Here is a 16,479-nt window from a genome sequence, read left to right on the forward strand (position 1 = left end):
ATGCATCTCATTAAAACTTCTCTTATGATATCTAAGCCTTGCCTATACTATATATTACAAATAAATGATCTTTTACTTATATTTTGAAAAGGAATATGATATAAGTTAGACGTTTTATTTATATTCTATAAAAAAGTGAGGTGTATATATATGAATCCATTTATAAGTTTAGGCATTGCTCTTATTGTAGGTATTTTGTTTGGAAAATTTATGAACAAATTAAAAGTTCCAGCTGTTGCTGGATATATTATTGCAGGATTATTATTAGGTAAGTCAGGCTTTAATTTAGTAAATTATACTATCATTGAACAATTATCTTTTTTAAGTGATTTTGCATTAGGAATAATTGCTTTTAATATTGGTAGTGAACTTGAATTTTCCGTTATGAAAAAACTTGGAAAATCCATCTTTATTATTGCTTTTTTTGAAGCTTTTGGAGCTTTTTTATTAGTTAGCGGTGTTACTTATCTTTTTACTAAAGATATTTCTACTGCTTTAATTTTAGGAGCTGTATCTTCTGCTACTGCTCCTGCTGCCACGGTTATGGTTTTAAGAGAATATGGTGCAAAGGGTTGTCTTACAAGTACTTTATTAGGTGTTGTAGCTGTAGATGATGCTATTTGTCTTATGATTTATTCAGTTGCTTCTTCTATTGCAAAAGTCTTTATCAACCATGAAGCAGTTACCATTCAAAAGATATTCATTCATCCTATTATAGAAATTGTTTTATCTATTGTGATAGGAAGTATTTTAGGAATTGTTTTGACTTATCTTATTAAGATATCTAAAAAAGATACAGAGTTACTTCCTTTTATTGTAGGCTCCATTATTTTATTAGTAGGTATTGCATTGAAATTTAGTCTTTCTCCGTTGCTTTGTGCCATGTCTTTAGGTATTATTGTAGTCAATATATCTAATAATTCTCGGAGAGTATTTTCAAGTATTGAAAGCTTCTCTCCTCCAATTATTACAGCTTTTTTTACATTAGCAGGCTCAAGACTAGATATATCATTACTTCCTCAAATTGGTGTCTTAGGTATTGCTTATTTAGTATTTAGAATTTTAGGAAAAATATTAGGTGCTTCTTTGGGAGGAATTGTTTCTGATGCTCCAATAGTCGTTAAAAAGTATATAGGCTTTGGATTATTATCTCAAGTAGGAGTTGCTGTAGGACTTGCTATAGTAGTAAGTAGAGAATTTCCAGGAACACCATTAGGTTCTTTAGTAATTACCATCTTATTATCTACTACTATTGTTACAGAAATAATAGGTCCTTTAGCTACTAAAAATGCTATAATAAAAGCTAAAGAAAATCATCTATAATGAAAGGAGAGTTTTTTTATGTATGCTTTATTTTTAATTTTAAATGACATACACAAGCTTGATGATATCCATAATATATTTTATGATATTGGTGTAGGGGCTACCACTATAGACAGTGTAGGAATGGGAAAAGTACTTATTGAACATGATATCGATATTCCTATTTTTTCTAGTATTAGAAAACTCGTAGATGGAAATAAACCCTACAATAAATTAATCATTAGTGTCATTCGAGAAGAAGCAAAGTTGAGAAAAGCTGTAGACATGATCAATGAAGAATTAGATCATATCCACAAACCTGGAGTAGGTTTTATGTTTGTTCTACCCGTACTTGAATGTTATGGTTCTAAACATACTGGAGCTGAAATAAAAGAATTCAAAAAAAGATAAAAACTGAGGAAATATCCTCAGTTTTTTTGAAATACAGCATGCACGTGTCATGCTATGTATTTCTTATTGTTGTGGTTTCATAAACATTTGTGTCCAATAAGCTGTTCCTTTGACATCTTTTGTGTATCCTACACCAATTTCTGTATAATTTACATTTAAAATATTTTTACGATGTCCAGTTGAATTCATCCATGCCCTTACTACTTCTTCAGGAGTTCTTTGACCCTTTGCTATGTTTTCTCCTGCATAAGAATATTTTATACCAAAATTTTTCATCATATCAAATGGTGAGCCATAAGTTGGTGAAGTATGAGAGAAATAACCTTGATCTTTCATATCATCAGATTTAAATCTAGCTACTCTTGAAAGTTCTTCATTTTCTTTTAATGGCTTAAGTCCATTTTTCTCTCTTTCAATATTTACAAGTCTTACTACTTCTTTCTCATATGCACGTTGCTGTGTATCTGTTTGAGATGTTTGAGTAGATGAGTTGTTTTGAGTCGTTTGTGTTGTATTAGATGGGGTTTGAACATTTTGTTGTTCATCAGCTGGCTTACTTTGATTTGTCTCTTGTTTTGGTTGAGATGTTACTACCGTATTATTATTGGTTTTATACCAATTAAATTTAGGTTGATATCTTTTCACATATCTCCATGTTGTATTCCTTGATGTAACAGTATAATACTGTGTAGCAGCTTCAGCACCTAATGGCATCGCTGTTGCCGATAATATAAGGGCTAGAGCTGCACTGATTAATACTTTCTTCATTGTATCACTCCTCCTTTGTTATAGTATATCGGATTTTGTCAAAAATATAAAACATCAATATATTCAATTAATTAAATATATTTCCAATTTAATTTTTCATATTATTTCTCATTAATCATAATCCTTTTATAATTTGTACTTGATTCTTTCGTCTCTTTTATGTTAGAATATTTAACATAATTAAATAGGATCGGATGAAAGTAGTGGAAGATCATCGACCGCTACTGGACGAACCTCTGGAGAGACTCTTATGAGCACCGAAGGGGAAAACCATATAATGGTGAATCTCTCAGGTAAAAGGACAGAGGATTTTTATAAATGAAACTGACTTTCTTAAAATGTTACCTTTTCATTTACAAAAACTCTTCAGAGACTATATTTATATAGTCTTTTTTGTTTATATTAAATTCCATAAGGAGATGATTTTTATGAAAGCAGTAGTTACAGTAATTGGGAAAGATAAGATTGGAATTATTTCTAAAGTTACAAATACTTTGGCTAAACATCAAATCAATATATTAGATATTAGTCAAACTATTTTACAAGACTACTTTACAATGATTATGATTGTAGATCTTCAAAAGATCACTTGTAGTTTTGAATTTATTCAAAAAGAATTAAGCACCATAGGTGAGGATTTAGGCGTTTCTATTAAGATTCAACATGAAGAAATTTTTAATGCTATGCACAAAATTTCACAATAGGAGATGAAAAATATGAATTCTAATCACATTCTAGAAACTATCCACATGATTGAAAAAGAAAAATTAGATATCAGAACAATTACTATGGGAATTTCTTTATTAGATTGTTGTGATACAGATGGTAAAAGATCAAGAATGAAAATATATGATAAAATTACAAATTATGCACAAAATCTAGTAAAAGTAGGCGAAGAAATAGAAAAAGAATATGGAGTTCCTATTATTCATAAAAGAATTTCTGTAACACCTATTTCTCTTGTTGCACAAACAAGTAATGATACTGATTATGTAGCTTTTGCAAAAATATTAGATGATGCAGCAAAAGCTGTAGGTATAAATTTTATAGGAGGCTTCTCTGCTTTAGTTCATAAAGGCTATTCTAAAGGAGATAAAATTCTTATAAATTCCATTCCAGAAGCCTTATCTTCTACTGATGTAGTTTGCTCATCTGTAAATATTGGCACTACTAAAGCTGGAATCAATATGGATGCGGTAAAAGATATGGGACAAATTATTAAAAAAACTGCTTTTCTTACAAAAGATCAGGATAGCATCGGTTGTGCAAAACTTGTAGTATTTGCCAATGCAGTAGACGACAATCCTTTTATGGCTGGTGCTTTTCATGGTGTAGGAGAAGCAGAATCTATTATCAATATTGGTGTAAGTGGTCCTGGCGTAGTAAAATCAGCCTTAGAAAAAGTAAGAGGTAAAAGCTTTGATGAAGTTTGTGAAACGATTAAACAAACTGCTTTTAAAATTACTAGAATGGGACAATTAGTAGGAAATGAAGCATCTAAAAGGTTAAACGTTCCATTTGGGATTATAGATTTATCCCTTGCTCCAACTCCTGCTATAGGTGATAGTGTAGGTAGAATTTTAGAAGAGATAGGTATTGAAAGTTGTGGTGCTCCAGGAACTACTGCTGCCCTTGCTCTACTAAATGATGCAGTAAAAAAAGGAGGAGTTATGGCATCATCACGTGTAGGTGGATTAAGTGGTGCATTTATTCCTGTCAGCGAGGATGAGGGTATGATTCATGCAGTAAAAGCTGGTTCATTAAATTTAGAAAAATTAGAAGCTATGACTTGCGTATGCTCTGTAGGTCTAGACATGATTGCTATCCCTGGAGATACTCCTTGGGAAACCATCTCTGGTATTATTGCTGATGAAGCAGCTATAGGTGTAATCAATCAAAAAACAACTGCTGTACGACTTATTCCTGTACACGGAAAAAAAATAGGTGACGAAGTTAATTTTGGAGGTCTTTTAGGTAGTTCTCCTATCATGCCTGTAAGTCAATTTTCTAGTTCTCAATTTGTAAATCGTGGTGGAAGAATTCCTGCACCTATACATAGTTTTAAAAATTAAAGAACAGGTTTTCCTGTTCTTTTTTATTTATAATTTTTTGTAATATGAAAAATATTTGTAATTTTAAAAAAGTATCGTATACTATAGATAAGTGCTTTTATACATAAACCTTAACATAAACTTTAAGATTGGGTGATTTTATGGATATAGACAATATAAAACAACGAATAAGTAAAAGAAAAGCTCATCCTGAAGGAAACTATAATATTTTTTCTGTTTTGGTACCTATTGTAAAAGTTAAAGATGAACTTGAACTTTTATTTGAAGTTCGCTCTGAAAATTTAAATATACAACCAAGAGAAATATGTTTTCCTGGAGGAAAATTGGAACAAGATGAGTCTCCAAAAGAATGTGCCATTCGAGAAACTTGTGAAGAATTAAATATTTCATCTACAAATATCAATATTTTAGGAGATTTAGACTTTTTAGTGCTTCCTTACAATATTATTCTCTATCCTTTTTTAGGAACTCTTAAAAATATACATACAGCACAAATTCATTTTAATAAAGATGAAGTATCTAAAATTTTTACAGTTCCTTTAAACTTTTTTATAAAAAATAAACCTATTCTTCACTATGTAGATCTCCATGCTCAAATGCCCACTGATTTTCCTTTCCATATGATTCCTAGTGGAAAAGATTATAAGTGGCGTACTGGTAAATATCCAGTTTTATTTTATCAATACAAAGACTATATAATATGGGGAATGACGGCTCGGATCATTAAAAATCTTATAAATATTCTTCAAAGGAATGATTCCTTTATTGAGTAGAAGATATTTTCTTATCATAAGGTATATACTAGTATATAAATATAAAAAACAAGGAGGAAACTTTTTATGGGTACTTTTGAAATCGAAAATAAAATTTATTGGACAGGTGTTTTAGATCCTAATTTAGAAGTTTTTGATATTATCATGCGTACTCCTTATGGTTCTACTTATAATTCTTATTTTATTGACGATGAAAAAAAGGTTTTAATTGATACAGCTAAATCTAACTTTAAAAACAAATTTTTAGAAAATATTACTCAATTGGTAGCTATTGAATCTATTGATTATGTAATTATCAATCATACAGAACCTGATCATGCAGGAAGCTTAAAATACATATTAGAATTAAATCCTCATGTAGAAGTTTTTTGTACAAAAGCTGCAAGTATCTTTTTAAAAGAACAAATCAATCAAGAATTTAAAATACATATCATCACTGATAGAGAAGTTTTAGATATTGGTAGTCGAAAGCTTACCTTTATCACTGCCCCTTTTCTACATTGGTCTGATACTATGTTTGTCTATAGTGAAATAGATCAAATATTATTTAGTTGTGATTGCTTTGGATCTCATTACTGTAGTATAGATCCTTTAGATATTTATAAAAAAGAATATGAAGATGCATCTAAACATTATTACAATTGTATTATGAAACCATTTGCTCAACATTATTTAAAAGCTCATGAAAAAATTAAAAATCTTCCTATAAAAACGATATTAACTTCTCACGGTCCTATCCTATCAGAAAAACCCGATGAAAATATACAAAACTATTTTAAATGGTCCCAAGAAGAGATGTCTACTAGAAATCAAAAACAAGTCGCTATAATTTATCTGTCTGCTTATAAAAATACACAAATTATGGCCCTAAAAATAAAAGAAGGCTTAGAAAATTCTGGTGTAACAGTAAAATTTGTAGATGCAGAAAAAGAAGATCTTCAAACTCTTCATGAAATTATAAATACCTCTAAAGGCATTTTGATTGGTTCTCCTACTATCAATAAAACAATGGTAAAACCTATATGGGATCTTTTATCTATTATTGATCCTATGGCAAATATGGGTAAAATTGCAGGGGTCTTTGGTTCCTATGGATGGAGTGGAGAAGGAATCAAAATGGCACATCACATTTTAAAACAAATGGCTTTTAAAATGCCTTTTGAACCCTTAGATAAGAAATTTACACCTTCTGAAGAAACTTTAAAGAAATGCGTTGACCTTGGAAAAAATTTTGCAGAATATATTTAACCACAAACATTATGTTTGTGGTTTTTTAAATTATAAATTTTTTGTGGAAAAGTTTTTTGTAATTGCTTTTGTAGGACATATTTGTGCACAATCTCCACATCTTATACATTCCATACTATTAGGATTTTTATAAACTTCTATATTCATCTTGCATTTTTTTGAGCAAGAATTGCACATAGTACATTGATTTTTGTCTACTTTAAATTGATAAAAGCTTATAGGATTAAATAAAGAATAAAATGCTCCCAAAGGACAAATATATCTACAGAAAGGTCTGTATATCAGTATAGAAAATATAATAGTAATGATCAAAAGAGTTATTTTCCAAGCAAATAAAAATCCAATTGTATCTCTTAATGATTCATTCATCAAAACTAAAGGTATTCCCCCTTCTAGTGTTCCAGCTGGACAAATATACTTGCAAAAATAAGGATCACTCATTCCTACATCATTCACTAAAAACATAGGAAGCAATATGACAAATACAAGCAAAATAACATATTTTAGATATTTTAAATAATTATTTGCTTTTTTATTTACCTTTATTTTAGGCAATGGTATTTTATAAAGTAAATCTTGAATAAATCCAAAAGGACATATCCATCCACAAATCAGTCTTCCAAATAAAATACCCATCAAAGACATAAATCCAATTATATAAAATGAGAAATTATATTTTATACTTCCTATCACTGCTTGAAGAGAACCTATTGGACAAGATCCTAAAGCTCCAGGACAAGAATAACAATTTAATCCTGGAACACATAGTTTTTTAGAATTCCCTTTAAATATACTTCCTTCAAAAAAACCTTTTATATTTCCATTCATAGCTATAGTTGCAATGATCTGAGTTAAAATTCTTTTATCCAATTCCTATACACTCCAAACATAAATTGACTGCTTTTTTTAAAACTATATTCACTTCATTTCTATATATTCCAGCTCCTATTAAACATATGCTCCCTAGTAAAACTCCATAAGTTAATGTTTTACCTTTGACCATATATAGTGTCCTCCTTTAAAGGATTTTTTGTAAAAAATTCAATAGCAAAATATAATTATTTTGTATGTTTTCCTAAATCTAATGCTTGCTTCTTTATTCTTTCCATATCTGCACCAATAATTGGATTTCCAACTATATTGCCATCTCTATCTACAAAAATAAAAGTAGGAGTTCCTGTGATACTTTTTAATATACCATTTTTTAAAGTTTCATCTGGTACTAAGTCTGTATATTTTACTCCTTTTTTATCTACAATTTGCTTTGCAATCTCAATCGTTTCATCATCAACAGCATCCGCCACAATCCCTAGTACATTTATTTGATCTTTTTTTAATTCTTCTTGTAACTTTTGAAGCTCAGGCATCGCTTGTACACAAGGTCCACAAGTAGTTGCCCAAATATCTACTATAGTTAATTTGTATTCTTTAAAAATACTTTTATCTACCGCTTTCCCATGAATATCTTTTGTTTTGATTTCACCAATATTTCCTACTCCACTGTTTTTAATTTTTTCTTCTTCTGTTACTGGAGTAGAAATTTTTATTGATTTCTTAAATTCATCTATTCCATCCACTATTTCTTTAAACTCTTTCTTGGAGCTATCACTTAATCCTGTATCATCATATTTGTCATTATATAAGAAATAAAATTGATAATTACCTTTTTCCCCTAATTTTTCATGATCTGTAAATTCAGCAATTATATTATTTTTTGTTTCATCTGTTACTTTGTCTTTATTAAAAATTACTATATTTAATAATCTTTTAGACTTGCTTTGAAAATCTATTATTACTTTCATCTGCTCTTCCTCAGTTTTTGCATTTTCCATTTGATCTTGTAATTTGTTAATATCCTCTTTCGATACAAATGTAAATCCAAATTCACCAAATATCTCTCTTTCTTTATCTTCCTCTAATCCTCCACATGGTTCTGGACTAAGTGTATTTTCTTTAAAGGCTTTTGCCCAAGAATCAGATAGTGTATACTCTAACCCAAAACTTTCAAATTTTTGTATTTTTTCAATATCATCAATTTTTTGATCTGTTTCTTGAACGTTAGTTTTATTATCTTCTGTTTTATTTTCTTTCATTTTGCTACATCCTGCTATAGAAACTGATACTGCTAAAATCATAAGTATAGCTGTTGATATAAATTTTCTTTTCATATTCATTACCACTCCTTAAATGATCTGATATATCACTATTATTTTCATATACTAATTTTATACAAACTAAACATCTTCTTAGGTTCTACTCTGAATCATAAAGATTCTACTAAAAATATTTTGACTTATTTTTGTGAATTCCTTGATAGACTATAAATTTTTTCGTGCAAAATTTCCTGTAATAGGATATGAATAATCTACATTATCACATATTTTCATCATTGCAATAATAGGAAAAATTAATCCTCCTAAAGAAAGTAATGCTAAGAAAGGTAATCCAATAAGTATAATGCTTAAAATTCCAAAAATAAATGTAAAAATAACCATTCCTATTTGAAATGCCAATGCTTCTTTTGCTTGATTTTTTACAAAATAATCATCAGATACAAGCATAATAATAAGAGGTGCTAAAATAGGAACCCCCAACATCCATCCTAAGTGGGCTACTCCACACCATAATTTTTGCTCTGTTGTTAGCACATGTATTCCTCCTTTTTTATTTTAAATACCTTCATCATTCATATATTAATCATTATAATATATAAAACTTAAATTATTATCATCTTAACCTTAAATAAACCTTAAACTTTTACAATATATGTAGTTTATACATTTTAATCTAAGTAAAAATCCTCCTATCCTATGTTATATTTGTAATTTGATTTTTGAACTATCACTTTATGATAATATCATATTTATAAGTTAAAATTTACTTCAAAATTATTGTTAATATCATCCATAAGTGCTATTATCAAAGATAAAAATATAGTATACAATATAATATATTATATTATATTACCATACATATACATTATATTTATTTAAATATACTGGAGGGGGAAAATATGGGAATTTCAGCTTTTTTTGACATTGATGGAACTTTATACAGAAACTCTTTAATGGTAGAACATTTTAAAAAACTTTTAAAATATGAAGTATTAGATCCTGCCCTTTGGCACAATCATGTAAAAAGTACTTATAATAATTGGGATCAAAGACAAGGAAATTATGATGATTACCTTCTTGAAATTGCAAATCTTTATATTGATTCTATGAAAGGACTTAATAAAGCTCAAATAGATTTTATTGCAAATCAAGTCATTCACTTAAAAGGAGATCGAGTTTATCGATATACTCGTGAAAAAATTATATGGCATCAACAGCAAGGTCATAAAGTTATTTTTATTTCGGGAAGCCCTACTCATCTTGTAGAAAAAATGGCCAATAAATATGGAGTTCATGATTTTAAAGGAACTGAATATTTAATAGATGACACTGGCAATTTTACAGGTGAAATTAAACAAATGTGGGACTCTGAGAATAAAAAAGAAGCTATGCTTTTCTTTAAAGAAAAATATAATATTCATATGGATAAAAGTTATGCTTATGGAGATACAAATGGAGATTTTTCTATGTTTGAAATGGTAAAATATCCAATTGCTATCAACCCTACCAAAGAACTCATTCAAAATATACAAAAAAATGAAGAGATGAAAAAGAAAATTCAAATCATTGTAGAAAGAAAAGACGTCATTTATCAATTGTCAGGAGATGTTAATTTTTTTTAAAATTTATATACAAAAAAATTTGGGCACCTATAGGTGCCCACTTCTGTAGCATATCCAAATCTAAAAAGAAAGTTGATATAGGTACTTATTCGATAAGACTTTTATGATTCCTTCTTTTTATAAAATAATATCTATTCAATTCCATATTTCCAAAGCTTTTCATATAAACTTGATCTACTAATATTTAAATTTTTAGCAGCTTTTGTTCTATTTCCATTGACCTTATTTAAGCAATCTAATATTACTTCTTTCTCTACTTCATCTAATATCTGTTTTAGATCTTTATCTCCTCTTGTTTTTGTAGTTACTTGTATTTTTCGAATATTCATAGGAAGATGCTCTATTTCTATTTGTTTTCCATAATCCACCAAATTTATAGCTCTTTCTAAAACATTTTCAAGTTCTCTTACATTACCTGGCCATGAATGATTTTTCAAATGATTCATAGCATCTTGTGAAATTTTTGTTACATAATTTCCTACTTGTTCCGATATTTTTTGGAGTAAATAATAAATAAGAGGTTCCAAATCGTCTATTCTTTCAGAAAGAGAAGGTATATAAATACTCATTACATTTAATCTATAATACAAATCCTCTCTGAACTCTCCATTTTTAACCATTTTTTCAAGATTTCTATTAGTAGCTGCAATAATTCTTACATCCAAAGGAATATTTTTCATTCCACCTATTCTTTCTACTTCTTTTTCTTGAAGAACTCTCAAAAGTTTTGATTGCATACTATGAGGCATATCCCCAATTTCATCTAAAAAAATACTTCCCCCATTTGCCATTTCAAACTTTCCTATTTTTCCGCCTTTTTTTGCACCCGTAAAAGCCCCTTCTTCATATCCAAATAATTCAGACTCTAAGAGTTCTGCTGGAATGGCTGCACAATTTACTTTAACAAAGGGACCCATAACTCGATTACTTGCTGCATGGATGGCATGTGCAAAAAGCTCTTTTCCTGTACCACTATCTCCTCTAATGAGTACATTAGAATTAGTATGTGTAGCTTTTTCAGCTACAAATTTTGTTTCTTTTAATTGATCACTTACTCCAATAATATTTTCAAAGCTATATTTCACACCACTTACTTCTTTAAGTGCATTTTTATAATATTTTAGTTCATTCTCCATTTGATTCACGCGAGATGCTAATACATTTACTTCTTGTATATCTTTAAACATTATTTTCCCAATAGCTCCTACTACTTTTCCTTCTTTGTAAATAGGAACCCTCATAACTACAATATTTTTTCCTCTTACCTTTTGAACTTCTCCCAATTCTTCTTTCCCAGTTTTTACTACTATATGAAGTCTTGTCGTATCAATAATTTCTGTGGCATGTTTTCCTATAATGTCTTCTTTGTTTCTTTCCAAAAATTCTGCATAAGGTGTATTGATCATAGTAATATATCCATTTTCATCAACTACTATAATTCCTTCATATGCTTTGTCTATAATAGTTTTTAATATTTCTGTAGCATTTCTTTCATTTTCTAATGCTTGAGTAATGATCTTTAAATTTGTATATTGTTGGTTATGAAAATAATCTTTTATAATTTTATCTTTCTGAATAAACCCTTTAAAGCATTTATTGTGATCGACTACTATAATATTTTGATCTATAATTGGAAGTATTTTCTCTATATGATCATTTTCTTCTACCATTACAAATTTCTCTTGAATGAGTTCATCCATGCTATCAAATGGAAGACTTTGGTCTAATATAAGTTCATATATACTATTTCTAGATACAATATTTTGAACATGATGTTGTTGATCTACAATAGGTATAAAATCCAATAAATTATTTTCAAATAATGCTTTAACATGATCCAAACTTTTATTCTCTGCAATAGACAATGGACTATAGATGGTATAATCCTTTACTTTCATAGGCCATGCCTCCTCACTTATAAAATGCTAATACCCCTATTATAACACAATTTTTATTTAATTTCTTTATATACACCTACACTTCATCATTTGAGCTAATTTAGAAAAATCTTTAACACAATCATGGTTCTTAAAAATATTTTCTTTCGAATATTTATTCTAAATTATATAATCGTTATATGTATGAACTATATATTGTAAGTTTCAAATGTTGCAATTTTTATTTATTTTTAAAAGATAAACATTTTTCAAAATACAACATTAAATATTGACAATCATTCTCATCCATTGTATTCTTATGATATCGACTTAAAGTTACATATATTTTTCTTTTGATAATATTTTTCATTTTGTATTTTAAAGGAGGTTATTTTATGACATTAGATACAATTTGCAAAGGTCAAAAATTAGAAATTATTCATATTCCTGATGCTACAATTCGTGCCCAAGCTATTCGTCTTGGAATCTATGAAGGTGCAAAATTAATTTGTTCCGAAAAACTACCTGCAGGTCCTATTATCCTTCAAAATAGAATGCAGGAAATAGCCATTGGAAGAAATTTAGCAAAAAAAATAGCTATTCAATCTATATCATAGTGTTTATTAAGGAGGTTTTTTATGAATTGTCACAATCCAGTCTGCAATATGACAATCCCAAATGGGTCAAAAAAGATTGTTTTAGCAGGCAATCCAAATGTAGGAAAATCAGTTTTTTTCAATGCTTTAACTGGTCTTTATGTAGATGTTTCAAATTTTCCAGGTACAACTGTAGATATCAGTATGGGACAATATAAAGATAATGTTGTCATGGATACTCCTGGAGTATACGGTGTCTCCTCTTTCAATGATGAAGAAAGAGTTGCAAGAGATGTGATTTTATTTGCAGATGTAATCTTAAATGTAGTAGATGCAGTTCATCTTGAACGAGATCTTTTTTTAACTCAACAAATTATAGATATGGGTATTCCTGTTGTAGTAGCATTAAATATGATGGATGAAGTACAAAGAAATGGTCTTAAAATTAACATAGACAAGCTTTCTAAAGAATTAGGTGTTGAAGTCATTCCTACTACTGCAACAAAAAAAGAAGGAATAGATCAAATACTAGAAGCTTTAGAAAGAGCAAAAGTAGGAAATAGAATTCCTAAAGTAAAGCAACTAATGGATCAAGTTATTGATAAAGTAGATGTAGAAGCTGAAGCACTTTTAGTAGTAGAAGAAGATGAAAATGTACTCACTCGTCATCATTTAGACAATCAGCATGGTCAAAGAGAAGAAATTTATAATTTAAGAAGATCTAAAATTGATAATGTTGTTGAAGAAGTTGTATCACAAACCAACCAAGGTGCATCCTTTAGAACAAAGCTTGGAAGATGGATGCTTAAGCCTCTTACTGGTATTCCTATTTTATTTTTTATTTTATTTTTAACTTATGAGCTCATTGGAGTATTTGTAGCTCAAACTGTAGTAGAGATAACAGAAGAAATTATTATGGGTCAATATTATTATGATTTTATTATGAATTTATCTACCCATTTTATTCATCAAGAAAGCTTTATTGGACAATTATTGATAGGAGAATTTGGAATCCTTACAATGGCACCTATTTATTTATTTGGTTTACTGCTTCCCTTAGTAGTTGGTTTTTACTTTGTACTTTCTATTATGGAAGACTCTGGATATCTTCCTAGAATTGCTGCATTAGTAGATAGACTTCTTACCTTTTTAGGTTTAAACGGAAGAGCTATTATCCCTATTATTTTAGGCTTTGGTTGTGTAACTATGGCAACAATCACTACACGTCTTTTAGGATCTAAAAGAGAAAGATTTATTGCAACTATGCTTTTAGGTCTCGCCATTCCATGTTCTGCACAGCTTGGTGTCATAGTAGGACTTATTGCTCCACTTGGTGGAAAAATGCTTTTATTATATGTAACCACAATATTTATTGTCTTTACACTCACTGGAACTATTTTAAACAAAATTATGCCTGGAGAATCTACAGATTTATTGATTGATCTGCCTCCTATTCGAATTCCTATTTTAAAAAATGTTATAAAGAAAACATATCTAAAATCTAAAATGTTTATTGAAGAAGCAGGACCATTATTTGTTTTAGGAGCTATAATCATTACAATTCTTCAATATACTTATGCACTTGATGCAATATCTGATGCTTTAGCCCCTGTTACAGTAGGTTTTTTAAAACTGCCTAAAGAAACAGCTCAAACCTTTATCATGGGTATTATTAGAAGAGATTTTGGAGCTGCAGGTCTTACGGGACTAGCTTCTAAGGGGCTTTTAAGTCCTATACAAGTAGTCATTTCTTTAGTTGCTATTACTTTATTTGTACCTTGTATTGCAGCAATTATGGTAATCTTTAAAGAAAGAAGCTGGCAAGAATCAGCTCTTATATGGATCGGAAGCTTTATCATATCTTTTTTAACAGCTGGAATATTAGCACAAATCATGTTATAAATAAAACAGACAAAGAAATTTCTTTGTCTGTTTTATTTTTTCTCTTTTTTAATATTCCAAAATACGACTAATAACAATATAGAGATTCCAGTATTGAAAAATAAAAAACCTTGAAATGAAAATTTTTCTTTATTTTTTGTTACTGATTTTTTTTCTAAAGTTTCTAAACCATGCTTTTGTTTTAATTTATCTGGAAGATTATTAATTTCTTTCTGTGCCCATATTCTTATTCCATCTTCTTTTCCTTCTTCATATACAATCTTTTTTAAAAGCGTCATGTATTCATCTATATTTCCATAAGTATGATAAACATCCAAAAGATCATAAAGATTTCTATTATAAAGAATTCCACTACTTTTAAAATAATAAATAGCATCTTTTTGATTTCCTTGTATTTTATAGATACATCCTCTATAATAATCTAAAAAATTTGTCATTTTCAAAGCATACTCAGAAACTTCTTTGTCCTTATTTTTTTGATACACACGGGTATCTTCCATATAAGAAATAGCTTTTTCATATTCTTCTTTCATATAAGCATCATATGCTCTTTGTCCTAAGTCTTTTATTTCCTCTATTTCTTTTTTAGTTCTTTTTTCTTGATCCAATAATTTTTCTTTTTCTATTTTTCTATCATTTTTATAATATAATTCAATATTAAAATCATCCGTATAATCATAAAAAGTAAAAATGATTTGATTCTCTTTAGGAATCATTTCTATATTCACTGTTTCTTTATCCTCATATTTATCATATTCTTTTATTTTTATGTCTTGTGGGTCTAATCCTTCATCAAACATAAAAGTTACTTTTCCATAATGAATATGATTTTTAGGTATAGAATACCTAATTTTTTCGCCTTCTGAAGAATCTAGTTTATTTTCTTTATAATAAGAGATCTTTAAATTTACTTGTTCTTTAGTATTTGGTATCTCCCAAACATACCAGTTTTGATTTTTTTGTCCTTTTTTTATAGAAGTAGATATTTCTTTTCCTTCTAATAAAATTTTCAAATCAGATACATGATTAGATGCCATACCCATTGTCATCTTTTCTTTTTTATGATTTTTTAAAATCAAATCATTTTCAATATAACATTTTTGATTTTTTATATGTATTTGGCTATTTGTAGAAATTATTTCTATAGAAGTATTTTCATATGGTTTCATATTATTTTTATCTAATATTACTGAATCTGCATAAGCTTTTGTTTGAAAAATAAATAAAATCATAAAAAGTGCAATCCATTTACTACTATTTTTATTTCCCATTATTCCACCTCTATTTTTTCTTTATATCTACATAGTGTATCATAATCTTCTTTATTTTTCATTTAAAAAAAGATGAAGAAAAATCTTCATCTTAATCCCCTACTACAGTAATCATTCTATTTCCTATATCTTTAAGCTTTCTTTCTCCAAGTTCTTCAAAAGCTACTACTAAAATACTTTTAATAATTTCTTGATCTTCATCATATTCATAAGCATAATAATAAGCTAGCAAATCCTCAGGTAAACTTTCTTCTATTTCTACAGCATATTCATCTGCTTTATTCATAAGCTCTGATATATACTCTTCTTCATTTTCTTCTATAGAAATGTCTGTCTCCTCTTTTAATTCATTTTTTAAAGACTCTGTATCACACTGCAATATAAAGGCTAATACATCTTCTCTCTTTGTCCTATCTGAAATATCTTTTACAATATCAAATTCTGTTGTGTCATGAATAATTTTTGAAATGTCTTCCCATTCATATACTTTATTTTCTTCGTTTACAATAATGGACATTTATTC

Annotated in this window: 17 protein-coding genes and 1 riboswitch; of the genes, 9 read left to right on the plus strand and 8 right to left on the minus strand. The window is 28.5% G+C overall.

Going from position 1 to position 16,479, the window contains the following annotated elements; all coding sequences use genetic code 11:
• Positions 1–150 precede the first annotated feature (150 nt).
• Both EK368_RS07165 and EK368_RS07170 read left to right on the plus strand, forming a co-directional pair.
• Entirely contained in the window at positions 151–1,323 is a 1,173-nt protein-coding gene (locus EK368_RS07165; protein ID WP_129597918.1) for a cation:proton antiporter, read from the plus strand.
• A gap of 18 nt (positions 1,324–1,341) precedes the next feature.
• Positions 1,342–1,713, plus strand: coding sequence for a hypothetical protein (locus EK368_RS07170; RefSeq protein ID WP_129597920.1), 372 nt, complete (start codon positions 1,342–1,344; stop codon positions 1,711–1,713).
• Positions 1,714–1,776: 63 nt separating this feature from the next.
• Here EK368_RS07170 and EK368_RS15320 read toward each other — a convergent pair whose 3' ends face one another.
• Positions 1,777–2,481, minus strand: coding sequence for a CAP domain-containing protein (locus EK368_RS15320; protein WP_129597922.1), 705 nt, complete (start codon positions 2,479–2,481; stop codon positions 1,777–1,779).
• Between the two features lie 226 nt (positions 2,482–2,707).
• A riboswitch (glycine riboswitch) is annotated at positions 2,708–2,796 on the plus strand.
• A 113-nt stretch (positions 2,797–2,909) separates the two neighbouring features.
• Here EK368_RS15320 and EK368_RS07180 point away from each other — a divergent pair.
• The 4 genes from EK368_RS07180 (at position 2,910) to EK368_RS07195 (ending at position 6,574) form a co-directional block, all read left to right on the plus strand.
• Complete coding sequence (locus EK368_RS07180; protein WP_129597924.1) at positions 2,910–3,185, plus strand: ACT domain-containing protein; 276 nt, start codon at positions 2,910–2,912, stop codon at positions 3,183–3,185.
• Positions 3,186–3,197: 12 nt separating this feature from the next.
• Positions 3,198–4,553, plus strand: a complete 1,356-nt coding sequence (locus EK368_RS07185; RefSeq protein ID WP_129597926.1) for a PFL family protein — start codon at positions 3,198–3,200, stop codon at positions 4,551–4,553.
• A 140-nt stretch (positions 4,554–4,693) separates the two neighbouring features.
• Complete coding sequence (locus EK368_RS07190; RefSeq protein WP_129597928.1) at positions 4,694–5,326, plus strand: NUDIX hydrolase; 633 nt, start codon at positions 4,694–4,696, stop codon at positions 5,324–5,326.
• A gap of 66 nt (positions 5,327–5,392) precedes the next feature.
• Complete coding sequence (locus EK368_RS07195) at positions 5,393–6,574, plus strand: FprA family A-type flavoprotein (protein ID WP_129597930.1); 1,182 nt, start codon at positions 5,393–5,395, stop codon at positions 6,572–6,574.
• Between the two features lie 30 nt (positions 6,575–6,604).
• On the opposite strand, the gene EK368_RS07200 is transcribed toward EK368_RS07195, so the two are convergent.
• The 4 genes from EK368_RS07200 to EK368_RS07210 form a co-directional block, all read right to left on the minus strand.
• Positions 6,605–7,444: a 4Fe-4S binding protein gene (locus tag EK368_RS07200; protein ID WP_341472781.1), complete on the minus strand. Its 840-nt coding sequence runs from the start codon at positions 7,442–7,444 to the stop codon at positions 6,605–6,607.
• Positions 7,437–7,577, minus strand: coding sequence for a CD1871A family CXXC motif-containing protein (locus EK368_RS14845; protein ID WP_165000360.1), 141 nt, complete (start codon positions 7,575–7,577; stop codon positions 7,437–7,439). The genes EK368_RS07200 and EK368_RS14845 overlap by 8 nt, the downstream gene beginning before the upstream one ends.
• A gap of 55 nt (positions 7,578–7,632) precedes the next feature.
• Positions 7,633–8,742, minus strand: coding sequence for a TlpA disulfide reductase family protein (locus EK368_RS07205; RefSeq protein ID WP_165000361.1), 1,110 nt, complete (start codon positions 8,740–8,742; stop codon positions 7,633–7,635).
• A 150-nt stretch (positions 8,743–8,892) separates the two neighbouring features.
• On the minus strand, positions 8,893–9,222 hold the full coding sequence (locus tag EK368_RS07210; protein ID WP_129597934.1) for a DUF4870 domain-containing protein: 330 nt from the start codon (positions 9,220–9,222) through the stop codon (positions 8,893–8,895).
• 365 nt (positions 9,223–9,587) lie between these two features.
• Here EK368_RS07210 and EK368_RS07215 point away from each other — a divergent pair, with 365 nt between their 5' ends.
• Positions 9,588–10,310: an HAD family hydrolase gene (locus EK368_RS07215; RefSeq protein ID WP_129597937.1), complete on the plus strand. Its 723-nt coding sequence runs from the start codon at positions 9,588–9,590 to the stop codon at positions 10,308–10,310.
• Positions 10,311–10,441: 131 nt separating this feature from the next.
• On the opposite strand, the gene EK368_RS07220 is transcribed toward EK368_RS07215, so the two are convergent.
• Positions 10,442–12,208 (minus strand): sigma 54-interacting transcriptional regulator, encoded by a 1,767-nt coding sequence (locus EK368_RS07220; protein WP_243109376.1) that lies wholly within the window; start codon positions 12,206–12,208, stop codon positions 10,442–10,444.
• 374 nt (positions 12,209–12,582) lie between these two features.
• Here EK368_RS07220 and EK368_RS07225 point away from each other — a divergent pair, with 374 nt between their 5' ends.
• Positions 12,583–12,804 (plus strand): FeoA family protein, encoded by a 222-nt coding sequence (locus EK368_RS07225; protein ID WP_129597939.1) that lies wholly within the window; start codon positions 12,583–12,585, stop codon positions 12,802–12,804.
• A 21-nt stretch (positions 12,805–12,825) separates the two neighbouring features.
• Positions 12,826–14,685, plus strand: a complete 1,860-nt coding sequence (feoB, locus tag EK368_RS07230) for a ferrous iron transport protein B (protein WP_129597940.1) — start codon at positions 12,826–12,828, stop codon at positions 14,683–14,685.
• Positions 14,686–14,717: 32 nt separating this feature from the next.
• Here the strand turns inward: feoB and EK368_RS07235 are convergent, their stop codons facing one another.
• Together EK368_RS07235 and EK368_RS07240 are read right to left on the minus strand one after the other, a co-directional pair.
• Positions 14,718–15,956: a hypothetical protein gene (locus tag EK368_RS07235; RefSeq protein WP_129597942.1), complete on the minus strand. Its 1,239-nt coding sequence runs from the start codon at positions 15,954–15,956 to the stop codon at positions 14,718–14,720.
• Between the two features lie 91 nt (positions 15,957–16,047).
• Positions 16,048–16,473 (minus strand): hypothetical protein, encoded by a 426-nt coding sequence (locus tag EK368_RS07240; protein ID WP_129597944.1) that lies wholly within the window; start codon positions 16,471–16,473, stop codon positions 16,048–16,050.
• Between the last annotated feature and the right edge of the window lie 6 nt (positions 16,474–16,479).

The sequence above is a fragment of the Anaerophilus nitritigenes genome, from assembly GCF_004138215.1.
Classification (GTDB): domain Bacteria; phylum Bacillota; class Clostridia; order Peptostreptococcales; family Thermotaleaceae; genus Anaerophilus; species Anaerophilus nitritogenes.